Below are 19,666 nucleotides of genomic sequence, written 5' to 3'. Positions count from 1 at the left end.
CGGCGTTGTCAGGTCTGCGCGAAACGTCGGGTGAGGCGGTCGCCGACGAGGCCGATGCAGACGACCAGGACGGTGAGCGCGACGCCGGGGAAGGCCGAGATCCACCACGCGGTGGCGAGGTACTCCTTGCCGCTCGCGATGCTCTGGCCCCAGGACGCGACGTGCGGGGGGAGGCCGAGGCCCAGGAAGCTGAGGGCCGCCTCGGACAGGACCACGGAGGCGAGCTCCATCGTGGCGAGCGCGACCACGGGCCCGGCCAGGAACGGCACGACGTGCCGGCCGAGGATCACCGGGGTGCGCACGCCCATGATGCGGGCGGCGTCGACCCAGTCGCGCTCGCGGACGGACAGGGCCACGCTGCGCGACAGCCGGGCGAACCCGATCCAGCCCGCCACCGACAGCGCGATGATCACCACGCCCGTGCCGCGGTCCAGGAGCCCGGCGATCACGATGGCGAGCAGGATGCCGGGGAACGCCATGAGCACGTCGACGGTGCGGGCCACGGCGACGTCGGCGAACCCGCCCGCGTAGCCGGCCACCGCGCCGAGCGCCACGCCCACCACGGAGCACAGCGCGACGACGACCACGCCGATGGTCAGGGACGTGCGCGCCCCGTGCACCACCTGCGCCAGCACGTCACGGCCCACGCCGTCCGTGCCGAGCCACGCGGTGCCGGACGCCGTGGCCGAGCCGGGCGGCAGCAGGCGCTCGGTGACGACCGTGGCCACCGGGTCGTACGGCACGAGGGAGGGCCCGACGACGGCGGCGAGCACGTAGACGCCGATGATCCCGTAGACGAGGAAGGCGCCGACCGGCGCCGTGCCCCTCATCGGCGGGCCTCCAGCCGGATGCGCGGGTCGAGGCGGGCGTAGGCGAGGTCGGCGGCCAGGTTGAGCGCGACGACGCAGACGGCGATCAGCACCGTGGCGGCCTGCACCACCGCGTAGTCGCGGTTGCCGACCGCACCGACCAGCAGGTTGCCGAGCCCGGGCCAGGCGAACACGGTCTCGATGACGACGGCACCGCCCAGCAGCGTGCCCACCTGGAGGCCGACGACCGTGACGACCGGCACCAGCGAGTTCTTCAGGACGTGCCCGGTCAGCACCTCCCGCTCGGTCAGGCCCTTGGACCGCGCGGTGCGCACGAACGGCTCGGCCATGGTCTCGGCGACGCCGCTGCGCGTGATGCGCCCGACCAGCGCCGTGAACGGGATGGCGAGCGTGACCGCGGGCAGCACCAGGTGCTCCAGGTCCCCGCCGCCGGCGCTCGGCAGGAGCCGCAGCCACAGCGCGAGCACGAGGATGAGCATGATGCCGACCCAGAACGGCGGCAGTGCCTGGAGCCCCAGCGTGACCGTCGAGGTGGCGCGGTCCACGAGGCTGCCGGGCCGGTGCCCCGCCAGCACGCCGAGCACGATCCCGACGGTGACCGCGACGAGCGTGGCCGCCAGCGTCAGCGTGACGGTGGCGGGGAACCGTTCGAGCACCGCGTCCATGGCGGGGCGGCCGTAGCGGTACGACTCGCCGAAGTCGCCGCGCACGGCGTCGCCCAGGAACGACAGGTACTGGGCGAGCAGCGGCCGGTCCAGGCCGAGGGAGTGCCGCAGCTCCGCGACCTGCTCGGGGGCGGCGTCGGGGCCGAGGGCGACCGTGGCCTGGTCGCCCGGAGCGAGGCGGACGATGAGGAACACCGCGGTGAGGACGCCCCAGATGGTGAACAGCCCGACGGCCAGGCGCCGCAGCAGGAACGTGAGCATCATGGCGGACTCCCCACGGAGTCGCCGTCGACCGGCGTGCACGCGACGGAGAGCCGGCGCGGGCCGTCGTCGGCGTCCAGGATCTCCAGCAGGAGGCCGACGGCCGCGCGGCCCATGTCCTCGCGGGGGAGCGTGAAGCGGGTCCAGTCGCGGCCGGACGGGGTTACGGCGGCGCTGGCCGCGCTGGCCGCGCTGCTCGGCGAGCTGCTGGGTGCCGGGTCGCCCAGCAGGGCGACGGAGAGGTCCTCCGGGATGCGCAGCCCCGCTGCGGCGGCGACCCGCTCCAGGGCGGCGACGGTCTGGTCGTCCTCGCTGGGCTCGACCAGCAGCGCCGTCACGCCGTCGGCCCGCCACCGCTGCAGCAGGTCGGTCAGCAGGTCGGTGGTGGTGACGGCGTCGTCCGGCATCTCGTGGACCGGCTGGTCCGGCAGGCCGGCGTCGGCCAGGCCCGCGCGGAACCCGGCCTCGCGGTCGCGCGTGGGCTCCTGGTGGTCGGCGGGCCGCAGGTAGGCGAGGCGGCGGTGCCCGGCGTCGGTCAGGCGGCGCACCATGTCGCGGGTGGCGCCCACGTAGTCGGGGGCCACGTAGGAGAGCTCCGCGCCGGGCAGCTCGCGGCGTCCGACGAAGACGAACGGGAAGTCCTCGCGGACCAGGTCGGCGAGGTCCGCGCGGTCGATGTGCCGGCCCAGCAGCACGCAGCCGTCGGCGACCTTGAGCCGGTTGATGCCGCCGGAGTAGATGCGGCGCTCGCCCGTGCCGACGGAGCTGAACAGCAGCAGGTCGTACCCGAACTCGGCGGTGGCCTCCTCGACGCCCAGCAGGAACGGGAAGTAGAAGTCGCGCTGGTCCACGGGGAAGACCGGCTCGAACGTGTACAGGCCGAGCATGCGGTTGCGGCCGCCCTTGAGGCTGCGCGCGGCGGTGTTGACGGTGTAGCCGAGCGCCGCCGCGGCGTCGAGCACCGCACGGCGGGTCTGCTCGGCGACCTGGCTGCTGGCCTGGCCGCCGCTGACCACCAGGGATACCGTCGCCTGCGAGACGCCGGCGGCCCGCGCGATATCCACCTGGGTGGGACGCCGACGTTGCGTCATCGCAGACTCCTCGGGTAGCCGGCGCCATTGCCGGGTAGCCTCGTTAATACGTATTAAAGTCGTGCGACGCCACACTATGGATCCGGGCAACGGGCCGTCAAGGAAATCCCGGCCGAAACGCCTGTATTCACCCGGTCGACGGAACGAGGCTGCGATGCGCGAGATCCGGGCGGACGACGATGTCCTGACCTGGGCGGGCGCCGTCTCCGTGGAGCACGGCCCGGGCTGGTCGCGCGCCTGGCGGCTGCCGCACGACCAGATCGGCCTGTTCCCCGGCGGTGCCCTGCGCTCGCGCGCCGCGATGCCGGCGGGCGTGCGGCTGATGCTCGGCACCGACGCGCGGACGCTCGCGGGCATCGCGGCCGTGCAGGGGGTCGAGGTGCCGCTGGACGTGGTGATCGACGGCGTGGGCTTGGACGGCGCCGGCTCGGACGGCGTGGGCTCGGACGGCGCCGGCCCGGACGGCGCAGCCGTCGCCGTGCCCGTCGGGCCGGACGGGGTCTTCCGGGCGGAGCTGCCGCCGGGCGACAAGCGGGTCGAGGTGTGGCTGCCGCAGTTCGGGACGTTCCGGCTGCTGGGCCTCGCGGTCGACGACGGGGCGCGGGTGTGGCCGGCCCCCGGTCCGGCGCGGCCCCGGCTCGTGACGTACGGCAGCTCCCTGACGCAGTGCCGCCAGGCGGCGTCCCCCACGGGGACGTGGCCCGCGCGCGTGGCGCGGGGGCTCGGCCTGGACCTGACGTGCCTCGGCTTCGCGGGGGAGGCGCACCTCGACCTGATGGTCGCGCGCGTGCTGCGCGACCTGCCCGCCGACGTCGTGGTGACCTGCCTCGGCATCAACGTGTACGGCGCGGGCACGTTCACCGGGCGGTCGCTGCTCCCGGCGCTGCTCGGGTTCCTGGGCACGGTCCGCGACGGGCACCCGGGCGTGCCCCTGCTGGTGATCTCGCCCGTCGCCTCGCCGCCGCGCGAGGACGTGGCGGGCCCCGCGGGCCTGACGCTCGCGCAGGTGCGCGCCCAGGTGGCCGACGCCGTCAACCTGCTGGCCGCGCACGGCGACCCGGACCTGCACCTGCTCGACGGACGCGCCGTGCTCGGGCCCGAGCACGCGCACCTGCTGGAGGACGGCCTGCACCCGGGACCCGAGGGCTACGCCCAGATGGCGGCGGTGATCGCGCCGGTGGTGCGGGAACTGCTCACCGGGCGGGAGGCGGGCGGCGCGGTGGCGCGAACCCGGCCGTGAGGCCGCAGCCAGGAATCACAGCAGGTCCAGCGGCGTCCCGTACTCCGGGACCACCACGCGCGTGCCGGGCGAGACCTGCCCGATCCGCTCGGTGAGGTCGCGCATCCGGCCCCGGGTTCGCTCGTCGGCCCGCGGCGGGTTGGTCAGGGGCGACTCGAAGTTGTCCCAGTGCACCAGGACGATCTGTTCGACGCCGTCCAGCGCCGCGAGCAGGCGGCCCGCGTAGTCGGCGGTGAGGTCCGTGCTCGGCACGGGCAGCGCGACGGTGTCGACGCGCAGGCCGCGCAGCGCCCGGTCGTCGTAGTCGCTGCCGCCGAGCAGCAGCACGGACCGGCCCTGCGGCGAGCGCAGCAGGTACGACAGGGTGTCGCCCTCCGGCAGGTCGGCGATCGTGCGGGGCCGGGCCGGGACCCGCGTGTGCACGCCGGGGAACAGCAGCCCGCCGGACGCCGTGCGGCTGTGCAGGGAGGGCACCACCCGCAGCACCAGGTCGCCCAGGTGCATCTCCTCGCCGCCGCGCACCACCGCGAGCTGCTCCCGGGGCACGCCCAGGGCCAGCGCCAGGTGGTACCCGGTCAGGGTGGTGAACACGGTGGCGCCGCGCGTGCGGGCCAGGTGGGGCACGTCGGCGAAGTGGTCCCAGTGGGTGTGCGTCACCAGGATCGAGTCGACGGCGCCCTGCGCCGTCCGGGCCGCGTCGAGTGCGGCGGCGTCGACCCGCAGCCGGGAGGTGGCGCGGAACGTCCCGGCCGCCAGTCCGGTGTCGAACCGTGTGACGTACGGGTCGAGCAGCACCGTGGTCGTGGGCGTGCGGATGCGCCAGCCGGAGGTGCCGAGCCAGGCGAACGTGGCGAAGCCGGCCGGGGTCGTCGTCGCGGGGGCGGCGGTCTCGGCCGGGTTCGCGGTGGCTCCCGGGCCGATGGCGGTGGCTGCGGAGGCCGGTGCCGCGCCCGGCACGGCGGCTCCGGCGAGACCGCCGAGCACGCCCAGGGCCGCCGTCCCGGCGCCGGTCATTAGGGTGCGGCGACTGACGCCGCGGTGCGAGGTGGTGTCGTCATGCGGCACACCCTTCGGGAGGCCGCGGGCGAGAGTCAAAGAGTCTTGCCGACGTGACCCGAGTCGATCCTGGTATGACCCCCACCTAGGATCGGGCCGTGGACCTCCTGAAGCACCTGGGCTTCTTCGCGGCCGTCGCCGACGCCCGGCACTTCGGCAACGCCGCCGCCGACCTCGGCATGACCCAGCCGCCGCTGTCCCAGGGCATCCTCCGCCTGGAGCGGCACCTCGGCGTGCGGCTCTTCGCCCGCGACGCGCGCGGCGTACGCATCACCGCCGCCGGGCGCCGGCTCCTGCCCGCCGCCCGCGAGCTGCTCGACGCCGCCGACGACCTCGTCGCCGCCGCCCGCGACCTCGCCCTGCCCGAGCGGGTCCGCCTCGGCGTCGCCGCCGACCTGGAGGACGGCGTCCCCGACCTGCTCCGGGCGCTCGCGGGTCGCGCCGTCGTTCCCACGGTCGCCGGCAGCGTCGAGCTGGTCGACCTGCTGCGGGACAGCCTGCTCGACGTCGCCGTGGTGCGGCACCCCGGCGTGCTCGACGGGCTGACGGCGGGCCCGGTGCTCGCGCTGCCGACCCGGTTGGTGGACGCAGGTGCGAAGCCGGGTGCCCACGCCGGGACCGGCACCGGGCGACCGGGCTCCGTCGTCGGCCTCGCCGAGGTCCGGCTGCCCGTGGCCGTGCCACCCCGGCACCACCAGCCGCCCGCGCACGACCAGCTCGTCGACGCCCTGCGCCGCGCCGGGCACAGCGGCGCGGTGACCGAGGCGCGGGACGCCGCGCAGCGCCACGCGCTGGTCGCGGCGGGCGCGGCGGTCGGCGTGGTGCCCGCCGCGGTGGGGCAGCCAGGCGACCCGTCGTGCCCGCCGCTGCGGCTGCGGGTCGCCCTGCCGAACGCCCCGCAGCGCAGGCCCGAGGTGGACCACGCCGCGGTCGCCGCGGCGATCGAGCGGGTGCTCGCACCGGGACAGGTCCGGTGAGGCGCGCCGCGTCGCCCCAGGACCGGTACGTCGCCGACACGTCCCAGGTCGCTGACACGTCCCAGGTCGCCGAGACGTCGCCGGCCGCCGGCGCGTCCGACGTCGTCGCGACCCTGCGCGCCGTGGCGCGCGACGCGGGCGTCACGGCCCGGGTCCACGGGACCCGCCTGTCCGGGCCGCCCGGGTCGGTCACCCTGGACGACGCCGAGCCCGTCGCGATCGCCTCGCTCTACAAGCTGCCGCTCGCGCTGGTCTGGGCGGATCTCGTGGCCGCGGGCGACCTCGCCGCGGACCAGCCCGTGCGCCTCGCGGCGTCCTCCCGCATGCCCGGCCCCACGGGAGTGGCAATGCTGCTCGACGACGTGTCGCTCACCGCGCGCGACGCGGTGCGGCTGATGCTCGCGGTGTCGGACAACGCGTGCGGCGACGCGCTCCTGGCCGTGGTCGGCCGCGCCCGCGTGCACGAGCACCTGGCGGAGCTGGGCCTGCCGGCGGCCCTGGTGCGGCAGGGCTCCGGGGAGGAGACGCGCGCCGTGCTGCGCGACACCGGCACCGCCGACTGGAGCGCCGCGCAGCGCGCGCTCGCCGACCCGGACCGGGCCGCGGAGACGTCGCAGTACGACCCGGCGTACGCGAGCGCGGCGTCGGCGGCGCAGGTCGGCGAGGTGCTGCGCATCCTGTGGTCGCGCACCGGCCCGGCCCACGACCTGGTCCGGGACGCCCTGGCCCGCCAGGCGTGGCGGCACCGGGTGGGCAGCGGGTTCCCGCACGACGACGTGGCGCTGCTCGGCAAGACCGGCACCCTCGGGCGGCTGCGGCACGAGGCCGCCGTTGTCCGGTTCCCGCATGAGCACCCCGTGGGTGTGGTGGTGCTGACCGAGGCTGCGCGGCCGGAGCGACACCTGCCGCGGGTGGACGCCGCGATCGGCGAGCTGGCGCGCCTCGCCGTCGGGCCGCTGCGGCTGCCTGACGACGTCTGACGGTCGCCGTCGGAGGCCCGGCTCAGCCCGCGGCGTCCTGGCGGCGCTCGTGGGTCAGGAGCGTGATCACGACGGCCACGACGACGCCGACCAGCGTGTCGATCGCGCGGTCGCTGACGAGGCCGGCCACGGGCACGGGGTGCGCCAGGTGGGTCATGGACAGGGCGAGCGGCGTGATGAACAGCATCGCGACGGCATAGTTGCGGCCCACGTACAGCTCCGCGCCGGCCTGCAGCAGCGCGGCGACCGCGATGACCACCAGCGGCGGCGGCCCCGCCGTCAGCAGCACCCACGCCAGCAGCACGCCCACCAGGGTGCCCGCGAGCCGCTGGGCGGCGCGCATGATCGCCCCCGAGGCGTCCGGGGCCGACATCGGCACCACGGCGGCGACCATCGCCCAGTACGGGTGCCCGACGGCGGTGGCGATCGCGCCCGCGACGGCCACACCGGCGGCGTACCGCACGAGGTAGTGCGAGAGCGTCCACTCCGGGCCGGTGGCGGTGGCGGCGGTGGTGGCGGCGGTGGTGCTGGCCGGGCCGGCCGCGCCGGTGACGACGGCCGGCGCCGGGCCCGGCTCGAACCGTGCGAACGCGGCGGTCAGCGCGAGCGCGAACAGCACGGCGGCCACGGACACGGCCAGGGCTACGACCAGGCTGCCCGCGTCGGCCGGCACCGACGAGCAGGCGCCCAGCGCGAACACGGGGAACAGCGGCCCGGGCGGGTGCCAGCGCAGCCGGTGCGACACGATCGCCACGCCCGTGGCCCACAGCGCCGCGACCGGCACGACGACCCACCCGGTGCCGGGGACGGCGGAGGCCAGCACGGCGATCAGCGTGCCGACCAGCACCGACGCGACCAGCACGGCCCCCGCCTGGAGCTGCATCACCAGGCGCGGCCGGATCGGCACGGTGCGGCCGAACAGGCTGGTGAACGCGCCGAACGTCGCGTACAGCGACCACTCCAGGTGGCCCGTCGCCCAGAGCACCAGCATCGGCACGGCCACCGACGCGGCGGCCCGCAGCGCCACGGGCAGCTCCCCGCCGTACGGTCCCACGTGCAGCATCCGGCTCAGGTGGGGGAGCGGGGAGCGAGAGTTCATGGCGTCTGCATCTTCCCACGCGGCGGGGTCGGGACAACCCCCGGCCCAGCACGGAGGTCAGCCGGCTGGTACGCCGACAGCTCGCTGACCAGCATGGACGCATGACCGATACCGCACCGCACGCGTTGCTCACAGGCCGGTCGCTCCGGACGTCCGCCGCCGGCGCGTTCGCGCTCGCCGTCGCGGCGGGGGTCGCCGAGGCCGTCGTCGCCGTCACCGCGATCGTCGCGCAGCAGGGGGCCGACGCCGCCCTGCTGGCGCAGGTGGGCCTACGCGGCCTGATCTTCGCCGCGGCCCTGACCTGCGCCTGGTACCTGGCCCGCGGACGCCGCTGGGCCTGGTGGGCCCTCCTGCTCGGCCTCGGCGTGGTGGGCCTCGCCTCGATGCTCCTGCCCATGGCCGCGATGCTGGCCGACGGCGCCTCCTGGTCCACCGCCTTCGAGGGTGACGTCTCGCCGCTCTTCTCCGTGATCCGCGCGCTGCACGTCCTGTTCGTGCTGGCGGGCGTCACGCTGGCGCTGCACCCGGCGGTCCGCGCGAGCCTGGGCGCGGGCGGCGGGAAGCGCTGACCGGCAACCGCTGACCGGCGGCCGCTGCCCGGCGGCCGCTGCCCGGCAACCGCTGACCGGCAACCGCTGACCGGCAACCGCTGCCCGGCGGCCGCTGCCCGGCGGCCGCGGACGACCATGCACCTGCTGCCAGGACCGGCCCGGCCCTGGCAGCAGCTGCATGCTCGACGTCGTTGGCCTACCGCGGCGTCAGCCGGCCGAGACCGGCGCAGCCGGGTCATGCCGAAGCCGCGGATCCGGTCGGCCGTGTACTCGTAGCGGCCCTTCTCGCCGTTGCTGCCCTCGCGGTACGTCGTGGGGCTGGGCTGCACCAGGCCGAACAGCACCGTGGCGCCCGGGAACGTGTTCCCGTAGGCGTCGTTGCTCGTGTTCTGCGTGGTGTCCAGCTCGGTGCCGATGAAGGGGTCGACGGCGTCGAACGGGGAGAGCTCGCGGGAGTGTGCCGTCGCGGGCAGCGTCACGACGGGGGCGAGCGCGAGGAGCGTCACCACCCCCGCCGTGAGCGCCGCCCGGATACCGGCGGGACGGGTGGGGCGCGGTGCTGGGCGCCACCTGGACGAGGACATGACGTGTTCCCGACGTGTCCGGGGAAGGGTCGGCTCAGTGTGTCGGCCGAGGTCTTCGTCCAGGTGAGCGCCGCACGGCCGACGGGTGAACGGGCCGTGGCGGCGGGGCTACCGCCGGTGGCGGACAGGTTGCCGCGGCCGGGCCGGCTACCGGTGGCGGCCCGGCTACCGCCGCAGGAAGTCGGTCACGGCCGCGAGGAACTCGTCCGGAGCCTCGTCGTGCACCATGTGGCCCACGCGGATCTCCACGAGCCGGCCGCGGGACACGCGCGACGTGAACTCCGCGAGGTCCGCCTGGTCCACGTTGCTCGTGGGGCCGCCCGCGACGACGAGCACCGGCGCCTCGATCCGCACCGCGTCGTCCCACCAGGCCGGGTCGGGGTCGCTGCGCTGGGCGCGCAGCGCGTTGACGAGCGGCCAGTCGAACGGGACGGGGTGGTCCGGCTCGTCGAACGGCTCGAACCGCGGCCCGCCGGGGCGCGGCGGGGTGGCGTCCTCGAGGACGAGTCGCGTGACCGGGGTGGTCGTATCGGGCCTGGCGGCCGTCGGTGCGGTGGTACCGGCGGGAGTGGTGCCGTTCAGGGCAGCCGTGACCAGGGCCGCGGTGACGGCGCCCATCGAGTGCCCGACGATCGCGAGGCCCGCCGGGGCGGTCACGCCGAGCGCGGCGCAGAACGCGAGGGTGTCGGCCGTCATCAGCTCGTACGAGTACTCCCCGGGCCGGTCGCTGTCGCCGTGGCCGCGCGCGTCGGGGGCCAGGACCCGGTACCCGAGCGCCGCGAGGTCGTCGAGCAGGGGCTCCCAGGACAGCGAGCTCTCGCCGAGCGCGTGCAGCAGGAGCAGCACGGGCGCGGTGGGGTCGCCGGCCTCGCGGTAGGCGAGGCGCAGGGGAGCGGTGGCGGTGGCGGTGGCGGCGCTCGTGGGCGGGGTGCTGGTGTGCGCTGTGTCGGTGGGCGGGACGTCGTCGTCGGGCCGGAGGGGTGCGTGCTGGATGTCGATGTGGCGGACCGGGTGCTGGGCTGCGGTGGTCATCCGCGCAAGTATGCCGAGCCCGGGACCCGCCGTTGACCGGCGGGAACAACCCGCCGCGAAAATCCGCTGACCGCGTACGGGTCCGGCCGCTACGGTCGGGCGTCGCTGACGCACCGGACGGAGGTGAGACGTGTGAGCAGCAACAACAAGAACCGCGCCCGGCACAAGCATGCGCTCCCGGCCGAGGCGGTGCGCGAGCGCGCCGAGCACGCCCGGTCGGGTGCGGCCGGCGTGCACGCCGACCAGCAGGCCCGGGCCTACCGCACCGGCGCGACCAACCGCGTGGGCTCCCGCTCGTCCCGCGTCCGCGCCGCGATCCAAGCCGACGAGCGCTGACTCACGCTCCTGACTCACGCTCCTGACTCACGCCGCTGACTCACGCTCCTGACTCACGCTCCTGACTCACGCCGCTGACTCACGCCGCTGACTCGGCACCCGGCACCCGGACTCGACGCCCCGGACTCGACGCCCCGGACTCGGCACCCGGACTCGGCACCAGGATCCGACATCTCGGGCCGACACCCTGGCCCCGAACCGTCCGACCTGACGCCCAACCGCCTCGTCGTTCGTCTGTCCAACGAAAGTGCGCTTCTACCCCGTCATTGGGCCCGAAATCGCGGTGTTTCCGGGCCCAATGGCGGGGTAGACACGCACTTTGCCGTGCGGCCGACGGGGTCGCCGGCGGGCTCGTCCGGACGAGGACTGATCACCCGCCCAGTGAAAGTGCGCTTCTACCCCGCCATTCGGCCCGAAATCGCGGTGTTTCCGGGCCGAATGGCGGGGTAGAAGCGCACCATGGGCGCCGCCGGTTCGTGCAGCCGGGCGCGGACGCGTATTCCGGGCGGGTCGACGGGTCGACGGGTCGACGGGTCGACGGGTCGACGGGTCGACGGGTCGACGGCGCGACCGAGCGACGGGGCGGTGGGGCAGCGAGGCGACGGCGCTCCGGGTCGTCCCGACCGTGGTCCCCGGGGGCACCGCATCAGTGGTGGTGGTGCTCCGCCGTCGTCACCGGTGTCGCGCCCGGGCGGGTCCACTGGACGGCGGGCCGACCGCCGGTCCAGCTGTTCCCGGCGCCGTCCTCGTTCGTGCGCCAGAACCAGCCCGGCGCCTTGCCCTCCGGCCAGCCGTCGGGGGAGTCCTGCCACGACTCCAGCCGGCCGCGCGCCGTCATGTCGAGCAGCGCGAGCGCCGGCATCGTCGCCTCCGCCCCGCGGCCCGTGACGGTGTTGGTGAGGTAGACGCGGTCGCCCTGCCGCAGGAAGCACACCCAGGTGCCGAACTCGCCGCCGCCCACGATCTCGTCCGCGCCGTCCTGCTCGGCGTAGTCCAGCACGGAGTACCAGTGCCGCGGGTACCCCATGAACTCCACGAACGGCGCGAGCTCCGCGTACGGAGCCTTCGCGAACACTGCGAACGAGACGCCGCGCGCGGTCAGGTAGGCCGGGTCCTGCACCGCCCAGTAGGTCAGCGTGCAGCCCTCGCACTGGTTCTCGAACGGCTCGCCCGGGTGCCACATGTGCTTGTAGACGATCAGCTCCTCACGCCCCTGGAACAGGTCCAGCAGCGTGGTGGGCCCGTCCCGTCCGACGACGACGGCGCCCGCGTCGACCTCCGCCATCGGCAGCCGGCGCCGCGCCGCCGCGATCGCGTCGCCCTCGTGCGTGTGCGCCTTCTCCCGCACCAGCAGCTCGTCGCGCGCGGCCTGCCAGGCGGCCCGGTCGACGACGGGCGGCACTGCAGGCCCGGCGACGTCGCCGTCCGCGCCGGGGTGGTGCTCGTGTGTCGTGGTCATGGTGTGCTCCTTGTCCGAGAGGGACGTGTCCGTGGGTAGACGACGGGACGCGCCGAGGATCATCGGCGGTCCCCCACCAGGACGACGAACGACCCGGCCCCGCAACGACACCCGACCCCCGACGACCCCCTGACCCCCGACGACCCCCTGACCCCTGACGACCCCCTGACCCCCCCCGGCGGACACCCCCGTCTAGGGTGGTCCGCATGCGAATCGCCGTCCTCGACGACTACCAGCAGGCCGCACGCCGTCTTGCCGACTGGGACAGCCTGGGCGCCGACGTCACCTTCCACGCCGAGCACGTCGCCGACCCGACGGCGCTCGCGGCGGTGTTGGCGGGGTGCGAGGTCGTGGTCGCCATGCGGGAGCGGACGCCGTTCGACGCCGCGACCCTGGACCTGCTGCCCGACCTGCGGCTCCTCGTGACGACGGGCCGCGCCAACGCCTCGATCGACCTGGCCGCGGCCGCCGCACGGGGCGTGGTGGTCTGCGGTACGGACTCGCCGGCGTCGGCCACCCCCGAGCTGACCTGGGCGCTGATCCTGGCCGTGGCGCGGCACGTACCGCAGGAGGACGCGAACCTGCGCGCGGGCGGCTGGCAGCACACGATCGGCACCGACCTCGCGGGCAAGGTGCTCGGTGTCGTGGGCCTCGGCCGGCTGGGCACGCAGGTCGCGCGGGTCGGCGCGGCGTTCGGCATGGACGTCGTCGCCTGGAGCACCCACCTGGATCCCGGCGTCGCGGCGGAGCGCGGGGCGCGGGCCGTGCCGAAGGACGAGCTGTTCGCGACGTCGGACGTCGTGACCGTGCATTACAAGCTCAGCCCGCGCAGCGCCGGCATCGTCGGGCGGGCGGAGCTGGCGCGGATGAAGCCGACCGCGATCCTGGTCAACACCTCCCGCGGCCCCCTCGTGGACACCGGCGCGCTGCTGGAGGCCCTGCACGCCGGCCGGATCGGCGGCGCCGGCCTGGACGTGTACGACGTGGAGCCCCTGCCCGCCGACGACCCGCTGCGCTCCGCCCCGCGCACGGTGCTGACACCCCACCTCGGCTACGTCACCGAGGACACGTACGCGACGTTCTTCGGGCAGGCCGTCGAGGACATCGCGGCCTGGGCCGCGGGCAGCCCGGTGCGGCTGCTCGGCTGAGCGGGCCGGTCGCCGGCCCGGCGCTCCGTCCGAGCCGGACGGCGACGCCGCCTACCGGAGCGCCGCCGAGACGATCTCGAGAGCCTCGGCCCGGCTGATCCCGAGGGCGCGGGTCGTCTCCGCATACTGCGCCGCGGCGTCCTGGGCCAGGGCGAGGCGCTGGTTGCCGGCCGCGCTGACGAACGTCCCGGCGCGGCCGCGGGTCTCGACGAGCCCGGCCGCCTCCAGCTCGCGGTACGCGCGCGCCACGGTGTTCACGGCGATCCCGAGGTCGGCGGCCAGGGCCCGCACGGTCGGGAGCCGGGCGCCGACGGGCAGCGTCCGGTCCGCCATCTGCTGGGCGAGCGAGGTGCGCACCTGCTCGTACGGCGGGACGGAGGACTCGGCGTCGATGCTGATCACGCTCGCCACAGTACAAGCGCGACCCCCGCTCGACCGGCCGGGACGCGCCCCGCCGGCCGGCGCGCGCCCTGCCGGCCGGCGCGCGCCCTGCCGGCCGGCACGGGCTCGCGCCCGTCACACGACGCAGAGCTCGTTCCCCTCCGGGTCGCGCACCGTGACGTGGTCCAGGCCCGCCGGCCCGGGGACCTCCCACGCGATCGTGCCGCCCGCCGCGACCAGCTCGGCGACCTTGGCGCGGATGCGCTCCTCGCGCGCCCGGGGCGGGACGTCGCGTCCGCCCGAGACCTGCAGGTCCACGTGCACGCGGTTCTTGACCGTCTTGGGCTCGGGCACTCGGAGGAACGACACGGACGGCAGCCGGCCCTCGGGGTCGGCGAGGTAGGCGACGTCGTGCCACTCCTCCTCGGGCACGCCCTGGGCGGCCAGCCAGTCCTCCCACGAGTCCCACCCCGCGGGCGGCGGCCGCTCGCCGTAACCGAGCGCGAGCATCCAGAACCGAGCGACCGCGCGGACGTCGGCGCAGTCGATCGTGAGGGACCAGGCGGTGGTCATACCTGCACGCTAAGGGCTCGCCTCGCCTGCCGCACGGTGGTAGACATGACCGACATATACGGAACATGGCACGAGGGGGAACCGTGGCTGAGACGTACGAGATCAAGGGTGAGGGCGGCGTCGTGCTGGAGGTGCTCGCGTCCGACGACGAGCCGCAGGGCGAGGTGACCGAGCCCTGGACGGCCCCGGAACCCACCGAGACGCCGGAGACGCCGCAGACCCCGGAGCCCACCACCACCCCCGAGCCGGCCGAGCCCACCGTCGAGCCCACCGTCGAGCCCACCGCCACGGTGAGCATCGCGACCCGCGCGTCCTGGGGCGCCCGCTACCCCGACGGGGACCTGACGCTGACCGGCCCCGCCGTCGAGGTGTGGGTGCACCACTCGGTCACGGCGCAGCTCTCGCCCGGCGCGAGCGTGGCCGCCGAGGCCGAGCAGATGCGCGCGCTGGAGAGCGTGGGCCAGACCCGGTTCGGCACCGGCATCTCGTACAACGTGGTGATCTTCCCGTCCGGCCGGGCCTACCAGGGCGTGAGCTGGAACCGCCGCGGTACCCACACCGGTGGGCGCAACAGCACCTCCCGGTCCATCTGCTTCGCCGGCAACTACGAGACCAACACCCCCACCGCCGCCCAGATCTCCACGGCCGCGGCCATCTACGGCGCCGGCAAGGGCCGTTGGTGGACCCAGGGCGCGCCGCTCGGCGGCCACCGCGACGTCTCGCAGACCGCCTGCCCCGGACGCAACCTGTACGCCCGGCTCGACGACATCCGCGTCGGCGAGGGCTCCACCCCGCCCAGCCCGGGCAACCCCGGCGGTCTGACCGTCGACGGCTTCTGGGGCTCGTCGACCACCCGCCGCCTCCAGCAGGAGCTCGGGACCACGGTCGACGGCGTCGTCTCGTCCCAGAGCGTCGCCTGGCGCGACGTCAACCCGGGCCTGACCACCGGCTGGCGCTGGGTCACCGACGCCCGGGGCTCGCGTGTGATCGCCGCCCTGCAGCGCAAGATCGGCATGCCCGCCGACCAGCGCGACGGCAAGATCGGCCCACAGACCATCCGCGCCCTCCAGCGCTACCTCGGCACCCCGGTCGACGGCGTCATCTCGCGCGAGTCCCGCGCCGTCATGGCCCTGCAGCGCCGCCTCAACCAGGGCCGCGTCTGACGGCGCCGGGCCGACCCCGCCCGCCCCACGGCGCCCGACCCCGCCTGCTCCACGGCGCCGGGCCCCGGCTCGCACCGCAGGTCACCGACCCCGCCCGGGCGATCACGGCTAGTCTCGCGTCCATGACCGACGCCGCCCAGCGCCCCGCACCCGACCAGCCCGCCGCCCGCCCCGCGCCCGACCCGGTCCCGCTCGGCACCGCGCCCCGGCCCGCCGCCGGCGCCGACCTGGAGGCGCGGATCCGCGCGACGCTCGCGGACGAGGTCGGCGGCCAGGCCGTGGGGCTGGACCGCGCGCCGATCACCGCGGAGCTCGACGGCGCGGACATCGCGTCCGCCGTCATCGACCTGTCGGGCGTCGTCGTCCGCCTGCCGGAGGCCCCGGCACACCCCGCGCAGCCCGGCCACCCGACGCACCCTGCCCAGCCCGCGTCCGCCGCGAAGCGCTGGCGCCCCGAGGTGGTCCGCCGCGAGCCCGGCACGCTGCGCCACCTGCGCGTGGACGCTCACCAGCTCGTCGCGGTGGACCTGCCCGTCGACATCACGGTGGAGCTCACCAACCTGCGCTTCGACTGGGTCGAGGGCTCCGACGGCCGGGTCGGCATCCAGCCGGTCGAACCCAGCGCCGACCACCCGGTCTCGGGCCACGCCCGGGTCGCCGTCGACAAGGCGGGGCTGGTCGCGACGGCCCGCGGGGTGCTCGGCGTCGTGCTGCTGCAGCAGGGCATCACGCTGACCGGGCTGGATCTCGACGTGGTCTCGCGGGGTCCGCGGGCCGCGACGCTCCGGGTCGACGCCGCGATCAGGAAGGGCATGTTCCTCTCCGCGCGGGTGCAGGCCACGGCGTCGGTCAGCATCGACGAGAACATGGTGCTCGCCGTGCGCGACGTGCAGCTCGGCAGCGGCAACCCGCTGGTCGCCGCGCTGCTCGGGACGATCCGCGGCAAGGTCGAGGCCGCCACCAGCCGGGACATCGACCTCGCCGAGAAGCTGCCGGACGGCGTCCGCCTGGCCGACGTCCGCCTCGACGTGGGCCGCGAGATCGTGGCCAGCGCGCGCCTCGCCTGAGCCGGGGGTGCGCTGACGGAGCCCGACGCCGTGGCGCGGCCCCGGCCGAGGTAGTTTGGGCGCATGTCCGTCAGCGCGCAGACCGGTTCGTCCACCCGGCCGGGGAGCACCACCGGCCCGCGCGGTGGCTACGCCAAGGGCCGCGCGACGCAGCAGGAGATCATCCGCACGGCGATCCTCGTGTTCGCCGACGTCGGCTTCCACGGCGCGTCCCTGCGCGACATCGCGGCCCGGGTGGGCATCTCCCACCCGGGTCTGCTGCACCACTTCCCCAACAAGGCCGCCCTGCTGGAGGCCGTGCTGGAGTACCGCGACGCGGTGGACGAGCAGTCGTTCCAGGAGGACGTCGAGCGCGGCTCCGACTACTTCGAGGCCCTGCTGAACCTCGTGGAGCGCAACCGGCTGCGCCGTCCGCTCGTCGAGCTGTTCGCCGGGCTGTCCACGGAGGCGACGTCACCGGACCACCCGGCGCACGACTACTTCCGGCGCCGGTACGCGCGCGTGCTGGGCGAGCAGTCCCAGCTCCTCCGGGAGCGGGCCGCGCGCGGCGGCCTCGCTCCCGGGGTGGACCCGGACCAGGCGGCGCGCACGGTGGTGGCGCTCATGGACGGCCTCCAGATCCAGTGGCTGTTCTCCCTGGAACGGCCGGGCGACGAGCGGGTCGACATGGCTGCCGACCTGCGCGGCTACCTCGACCTGATCCTGCGCTGACGGCGCCCGGCCCGGGCGCTCAGCCGTTGGCCTCCGCCAGCAGCGCCGCCAGGCCGTCCCGGTCGAAGCCGCCCATACCGAAGTCGGCCACGACGGTCAGGGGCATGTCGCCGATCATCCCGAGCATGTCCTCGGCCACGGCCCCGCCGTGCACGAGCGCCTGGACGCGCGGCCCGACGACCGGGTGCGCCATCGCCTCGGCCACCGTCGACAGCGGCTCCAGCGGCATGCGCACGTCCTCGCCGTCGACGACGACGCCGGCCGCGCCGCGCAGGTCGCGCGACGAGGCGCCGACCGAGATCACGAACTCGCCGCCCTCGACGACCCAGCGGCGCAGCACGGGGTGCCAGTAGGCCAGGTCGCGGCCCGTCAGGTCGAACGTGAGCTCGCGCGACTCGCCCGGCGCGAGGTCGACCTTGCCGAACGCCTTGAGCTCGCGCTCCGGGCGCTGCACCTGGGCCTCGGGGTCGCCGACGTACACCTGCACGACCTCGGCGCCCCGCCGGTCGCCCGTGTTGGTGACGGTCACGCGCACGCGGACGGCGGCGGTGTCCTCGTCCGCCCCGGACGCCGGGCGCAGCACCTCGGCGGCGACGCCGTCGTAGGCGAACGTGGTGTACGACAGGCCGTGGCCGAACGGGTAGGCGACGTCCGCCTGCCGCGCGTCGTACCAGCGGTAGCCCACCAGCAGGCCCTCGCCGTAGCGCACGTGCCCCAGCTCGCCGGGGAAGTTGCCGTAGGACGGGTTGTCCTGAAGCCGCAGCGGGATGGTCTCGGCCAGGCGCCCGGCCGGGTTCACCGCCCCGAGCAGCACGTCGATGATTGCGGAGCCGCCGGCCTGACCGCCCAGCCAGCCCTCGACCACGGCCGGGGCGAGGTGCTGCCACGACGCGACGGAGACGGCCGAGCCGTTCGCCAGCACCACGACGATCCGCGGGCTGACCGAGGCGACGGCCTCCAGCAGCGCGACCTGCTCGGCGGGCAGGTCCATGTGCGCGCGGTCGAAGCCCTCCGACTCGTAGGAGGCGGGCAGCCCCAGGAACACCAGGACGGTCTCGGCGGCGCGGGCCACCTCGACCGCGTCGGCCAGCAGGGCCGCCGCGTCGGTGCCCGAGCCGGCGTCGGCGCCGTCGACCGTGTAGCCCGCGGCGAACGGCACGTCGGTGCCCGCCGCGGCGCGGAGCGCGGACAGCGCGTCGTCGAGCCGCGTGGGGTTGACCTGCGAGGATCCGGCGCCCTGGTAGCGCGGCGTGCGGGCCAGCTCGCCGACGACGGCGACGCCCTCGGCCGAGGCGAGCGGCAGGAGCGGCGCGCCCTCACGCCGGTCGAGGTTGTCGAGACCCGGCGAGGTCTCGACAGGCTCGGCCACCGGTTCGTTCTTCAGCAGCACCGTCCCGGCCGCGGCGGCCTCGCGCGCCAGGGCGTGGTGGGCGTCGACGTCGAAGCCCTCGGCCCCTGAGCCGGCGCGGGCGGCGGCCGCGGCGTCCAGCGCCGGCAGCGAGCCCGCCACCATCCGCAGCACGCGGCGGGCGGCGACGTCGACCACGGCCTCGTCGAGGGTACCGGCGCGCACTGCGGCGACCACCTCGGCGTCCGTCCGTCCGCCGGAGGCGGGCATCTCCAGGTCGAGCCCGGCGGCGACGGCGGCGACGCGGTCGCGCACCGCGCCCCAGTCGGACACGACGAGCCCCTCGAAGCCCCACTCGTCGCGCAGCACCTCGGTGAGCAGCCAGTGGTTCTGCGACGCGTAGACGTCGTTGATCCTGTTGTACGAGCACATCACGGTCCACGGCTGCGCCCGCTTGACGACGCGCTCGAACCCGGGCAGGTAGATCTCGCGCAGGGTGCGCTCGTCGACGTCGGCCGAGACGCGCATGCGGTCGGCCTCCTGGTTGTTGGCCGCGAAGTGCTTGAGCGAGGTACCGACGCCCTGGGACTGGACGCCGGCTACGAGGGCGGCGCCGAGCTCGCCCGAGATCACCGGGTCCTCGGAGAGGTACTCGAAGTTGCGCCCGTTCAGCGGCGAGCGCTTGATGTTGATGCCGGGGCCGAGCAGCACGGCGACGTCGTTGGCGCGGGTCTCGCGGCCCAGCGCCTCGCCGACGCGGCGCAGCAGTGCGGGGTCCCACGTGGAGCCGAGCGTGGCCGCGGGCGGGAAGCACGTGGCGGGCACGGAGGTGCCCAGGCCCAGGTGATCGGGGGACTCGGCCTGCTTGCGCAGCCCGTGCGGGCCGTCGGTGACCATGACGCCCGGCACGGCCACGCCGTCCCGGGCGACCGGCTGCGTGGTCCAGAAGTCCAGGCCCGACAGGAGCGACGCCTTCTCCTCGAGCGTGAGCGCGGCGAGCACGTGCTCGACGTCGAACGCGCGGCTGCCCGCGCCCGATCCTGCGGCTGCCGGCGCCTCGGCGGTCTCCTCGATGGTCATGTGTGCACTCCTTAGCCTGGTCTGTTGCGCTGCA

General features: G+C 75.5%; 19 protein-coding genes and 1 pseudogene. 9 read left to right on the top strand and 11 right to left on the bottom strand.

Annotated features, from left to right (window positions below; all coding sequences use genetic code 11):
• Positions 1 to 8: 8 nt before the first annotated feature.
• Genes ACH45N_RS15985 through ACH45N_RS15975 form a run of 3 tightly spaced genes read right to left on the bottom strand, consistent with a single transcriptional unit; the run spans position 9 to position 2,847 of the window.
• Entirely contained in the window at positions 9 to 830 is an 822-nt protein-coding gene (locus ACH45N_RS15985; RefSeq protein WP_397395533.1) for an ABC transporter permease, read from the bottom strand.
• Positions 827 to 1,759, bottom strand: a complete 933-nt coding sequence (locus ACH45N_RS15980; RefSeq protein ID WP_397395531.1) for an ABC transporter permease — start codon at positions 1,757 to 1,759, stop codon at positions 827 to 829. The genes ACH45N_RS15985 and ACH45N_RS15980 overlap by 4 nt, the downstream gene beginning before the upstream one ends.
• On the bottom strand, positions 1,756 to 2,847 hold the full coding sequence (locus ACH45N_RS15975; protein ID WP_397395529.1) for a LacI family DNA-binding transcriptional regulator: 1,092 nt from the start codon (positions 2,845 to 2,847) through the stop codon (positions 1,756 to 1,758). The genes ACH45N_RS15980 and ACH45N_RS15975 overlap by 4 nt, the downstream gene beginning before the upstream one ends.
• A gap of 154 nt (positions 2,848 to 3,001) precedes the next feature.
• On the opposite strand from ACH45N_RS15975, the gene ACH45N_RS15970 reads away from it, so the two are divergent.
• Complete coding sequence (locus ACH45N_RS15970; RefSeq protein ID WP_397395527.1) at positions 3,002 to 4,087, top strand: GDSL-type esterase/lipase family protein; 1,086 nt, start codon at positions 3,002 to 3,004, stop codon at positions 4,085 to 4,087.
• A 15-nt stretch (positions 4,088 to 4,102) separates the two neighbouring features.
• On the opposite strand, the gene ACH45N_RS15965 is transcribed toward ACH45N_RS15970, so the two are convergent.
• Positions 4,103 to 5,152, bottom strand: a complete 1,050-nt coding sequence (locus ACH45N_RS15965) for an MBL fold metallo-hydrolase (protein ID WP_397395525.1) — start codon at positions 5,150 to 5,152, stop codon at positions 4,103 to 4,105.
• Positions 5,153 to 5,241: 89 nt separating this feature from the next.
• Here ACH45N_RS15965 and ACH45N_RS15960 point away from each other — a divergent pair, with 89 nt between their 5' ends.
• On the top strand, positions 5,242 to 6,120 hold the full coding sequence (locus ACH45N_RS15960; RefSeq protein WP_397395523.1) for a LysR family transcriptional regulator: 879 nt from the start codon (positions 5,242 to 5,244) through the stop codon (positions 6,118 to 6,120).
• The gene (locus ACH45N_RS15955) at positions 6,117 to 7,100 is read left to right on the top strand and encodes a serine hydrolase (protein WP_397395521.1); all 984 of its coding nucleotides are present in this window, start codon (positions 6,117 to 6,119) and stop codon (positions 7,098 to 7,100) included. The genes ACH45N_RS15960 and ACH45N_RS15955 overlap by 4 nt, the downstream gene beginning before the upstream one ends.
• 22 nt (positions 7,101 to 7,122) lie before the next feature.
• On the opposite strand, the gene ACH45N_RS15950 is transcribed toward ACH45N_RS15955, so the two are convergent.
• Positions 7,123 to 8,199 carry an FUSC family protein gene (locus ACH45N_RS15950; protein WP_397395519.1) on the bottom strand — a complete coding sequence of 359 codons (1,077 nt, stop codon included), beginning with the start codon at positions 8,197 to 8,199 and terminating at the stop codon, positions 7,123 to 7,125.
• A 101-nt stretch (positions 8,200 to 8,300) separates the two neighbouring features.
• Here ACH45N_RS15950 and ACH45N_RS15945 point away from each other — a divergent pair, with 101 nt between their 5' ends.
• Positions 8,301 to 8,768 carry a hypothetical protein gene (locus tag ACH45N_RS15945; protein ID WP_397395517.1) on the top strand — a complete coding sequence of 156 codons (468 nt, stop codon included), beginning with the start codon at positions 8,301 to 8,303 and terminating at the stop codon, positions 8,766 to 8,768.
• A 221-nt stretch (positions 8,769 to 8,989) separates the two neighbouring features.
• On the opposite strand, the pseudogene ACH45N_RS15940 reads toward ACH45N_RS15945, so the two are convergent.
• Both ACH45N_RS15940 and ACH45N_RS15935 read right to left on the bottom strand, forming a co-directional pair.
• Positions 8,990 to 9,334 (bottom strand): annotated as a pseudogene (locus ACH45N_RS15940) (hypothetical protein); the annotation flags it as partial.
• 165 nt (positions 9,335 to 9,499) lie between these two features.
• Complete coding sequence (locus ACH45N_RS15935) at positions 9,500 to 10,366, bottom strand: alpha/beta fold hydrolase (RefSeq protein ID WP_397395515.1); 867 nt, start codon at positions 10,364 to 10,366, stop codon at positions 9,500 to 9,502.
• A 132-nt stretch (positions 10,367 to 10,498) separates the two neighbouring features.
• On the opposite strand from ACH45N_RS15935, the gene ACH45N_RS15930 reads away from it, so the two are divergent.
• On the top strand, positions 10,499 to 10,702 hold the full coding sequence (locus ACH45N_RS15930; protein WP_397395513.1) for a hypothetical protein: 204 nt from the start codon (positions 10,499 to 10,501) through the stop codon (positions 10,700 to 10,702).
• 646 nt (positions 10,703 to 11,348) lie between these two features.
• Here the strand turns inward: ACH45N_RS15930 and ACH45N_RS15925 are convergent.
• Positions 11,349 to 12,161 carry a DUF899 family protein gene (locus ACH45N_RS15925; protein ID WP_397395511.1) on the bottom strand — a complete coding sequence of 271 codons (813 nt, stop codon included), beginning with the start codon at positions 12,159 to 12,161 and terminating at the stop codon, positions 11,349 to 11,351.
• Between the two features lie 206 nt (positions 12,162 to 12,367).
• On the opposite strand from ACH45N_RS15925, the gene ACH45N_RS15920 reads away from it, so the two are divergent.
• Positions 12,368 to 13,309, top strand: a complete 942-nt coding sequence (locus ACH45N_RS15920; protein ID WP_397395509.1) for a D-2-hydroxyacid dehydrogenase family protein — start codon at positions 12,368 to 12,370, stop codon at positions 13,307 to 13,309.
• A 51-nt stretch (positions 13,310 to 13,360) separates the two neighbouring features.
• Here ACH45N_RS15920 and ACH45N_RS15915 read toward each other — a convergent pair whose 3' ends face one another.
• Entirely contained in the window at positions 13,361 to 13,720 is a 360-nt protein-coding gene (locus tag ACH45N_RS15915; protein ID WP_397395507.1) for a GntR family transcriptional regulator, read from the bottom strand.
• Positions 13,721 to 13,825: 105 nt separating this feature from the next.
• Positions 13,826 to 14,263 carry a VOC family protein gene (locus tag ACH45N_RS15910; protein WP_397395505.1) on the bottom strand — a complete coding sequence of 146 codons (438 nt, stop codon included), beginning with the start codon at positions 14,261 to 14,263 and terminating at the stop codon, positions 13,826 to 13,828.
• Positions 14,264 to 14,346: 83 nt separating this feature from the next.
• On the opposite strand from ACH45N_RS15910, the gene ACH45N_RS15905 reads away from it, so the two are divergent.
• The 3 genes from ACH45N_RS15905 (at position 14,347) to ACH45N_RS15895 (ending at position 17,204) form a co-directional block, all read left to right on the top strand.
• Positions 14,347 to 15,426 (top strand): N-acetylmuramoyl-L-alanine amidase, encoded by a 1,080-nt coding sequence (locus ACH45N_RS15905; protein ID WP_397395503.1) that lies wholly within the window; start codon positions 14,347 to 14,349, stop codon positions 15,424 to 15,426.
• Between the two features lie 122 nt (positions 15,427 to 15,548).
• On the top strand, positions 15,549 to 16,493 hold the full coding sequence (locus tag ACH45N_RS15900) for a hypothetical protein (protein WP_397395501.1): 945 nt from the start codon (positions 15,549 to 15,551) through the stop codon (positions 16,491 to 16,493).
• Positions 16,494 to 16,556: 63 nt separating this feature from the next.
• The gene (locus ACH45N_RS15895; RefSeq protein WP_397395499.1) at positions 16,557 to 17,204 is read left to right on the top strand and encodes a TetR/AcrR family transcriptional regulator; all 648 of its coding nucleotides are present in this window, start codon (positions 16,557 to 16,559) and stop codon (positions 17,202 to 17,204) included.
• Positions 17,205 to 17,223: 19 nt separating this feature from the next.
• Here the strand turns inward: ACH45N_RS15895 and ACH45N_RS15890 are convergent, their stop codons facing one another.
• On the bottom strand, positions 17,224 to 19,632 hold the full coding sequence (locus tag ACH45N_RS15890) for a glycoside hydrolase family 3 C-terminal domain-containing protein (RefSeq protein ID WP_397395497.1): 2,409 nt from the start codon (positions 19,630 to 19,632) through the stop codon (positions 17,224 to 17,226).
• Positions 19,633 to 19,666 lie beyond the last annotated feature (34 nt).

The sequence above is a fragment of the Promicromonospora sp. NPDC019610 genome, assembly GCF_044389365.1.
In the GTDB taxonomy this organism is placed as follows: Bacteria; Actinomycetota; Actinomycetes; order Actinomycetales; family Cellulomonadaceae; genus Promicromonospora.
Note: the sequence above shows the minus strand (reverse complement) of the source record. Positions and strands in the feature narration are given on the sequence as shown.

Coding starts and splice junctions, on each gene's coding strand:
- ACH45N_RS15985 (WP_397395533.1), bottom strand. CDS start 830: ATGAGGGGCACGGCGCCGGTCGGCGCCTTCCTCGTCTACGGGATCATC.
- ACH45N_RS15980 (WP_397395531.1), bottom strand. CDS start 1,759: ATGATGCTCACGTTCCTGCTGCGGCGCCTGGCCGTCGGGCTGTTCACC.
- ACH45N_RS15975 (WP_397395529.1), bottom strand. CDS start 2,847: ATGACGCAACGTCGGCGTCCCACCCAGGTGGATATCGCGCGGGCCGCC.
- ACH45N_RS15970 (WP_397395527.1), top strand. CDS start 3,002: ATGCGCGAGATCCGGGCGGACGACGATGTCCTGACCTGGGCGGGCGCC.
- ACH45N_RS15950 (WP_397395519.1), bottom strand. CDS start 8,199: ATGAACTCTCGCTCCCCGCTCCCCCACCTGAGCCGGATGCTGCACGTG.
- ACH45N_RS15945 (WP_397395517.1), top strand. CDS start 8,301: ATGACCGATACCGCACCGCACGCGTTGCTCACAGGCCGGTCGCTCCGG.
- ACH45N_RS15935 (WP_397395515.1), bottom strand. CDS start 10,366: ATGACCACCGCAGCCCAGCACCCGGTCCGCCACATCGACATCCAGCAC.
- ACH45N_RS15925 (WP_397395511.1), bottom strand. CDS start 12,161: ATGACCACGACACACGAGCACCACCCCGGCGCGGACGGCGACGTCGCC.
- ACH45N_RS15920 (WP_397395509.1), top strand. CDS start 12,368: ATGCGAATCGCCGTCCTCGACGACTACCAGCAGGCCGCACGCCGTCTT.
- ACH45N_RS15910 (WP_397395505.1), bottom strand. CDS start 14,263: ATGACCACCGCCTGGTCCCTCACGATCGACTGCGCCGACGTCCGCGCG.
- ACH45N_RS15900 (WP_397395501.1), top strand. CDS start 15,549: ATGACCGACGCCGCCCAGCGCCCCGCACCCGACCAGCCCGCCGCCCGC.
- ACH45N_RS15895 (WP_397395499.1), top strand. CDS start 16,557: ATGTCCGTCAGCGCGCAGACCGGTTCGTCCACCCGGCCGGGGAGCACC.
- ACH45N_RS15890 (WP_397395497.1), bottom strand. CDS start 19,632: ATGACCATCGAGGAGACCGCCGAGGCGCCGGCAGCCGCAGGATCGGGC.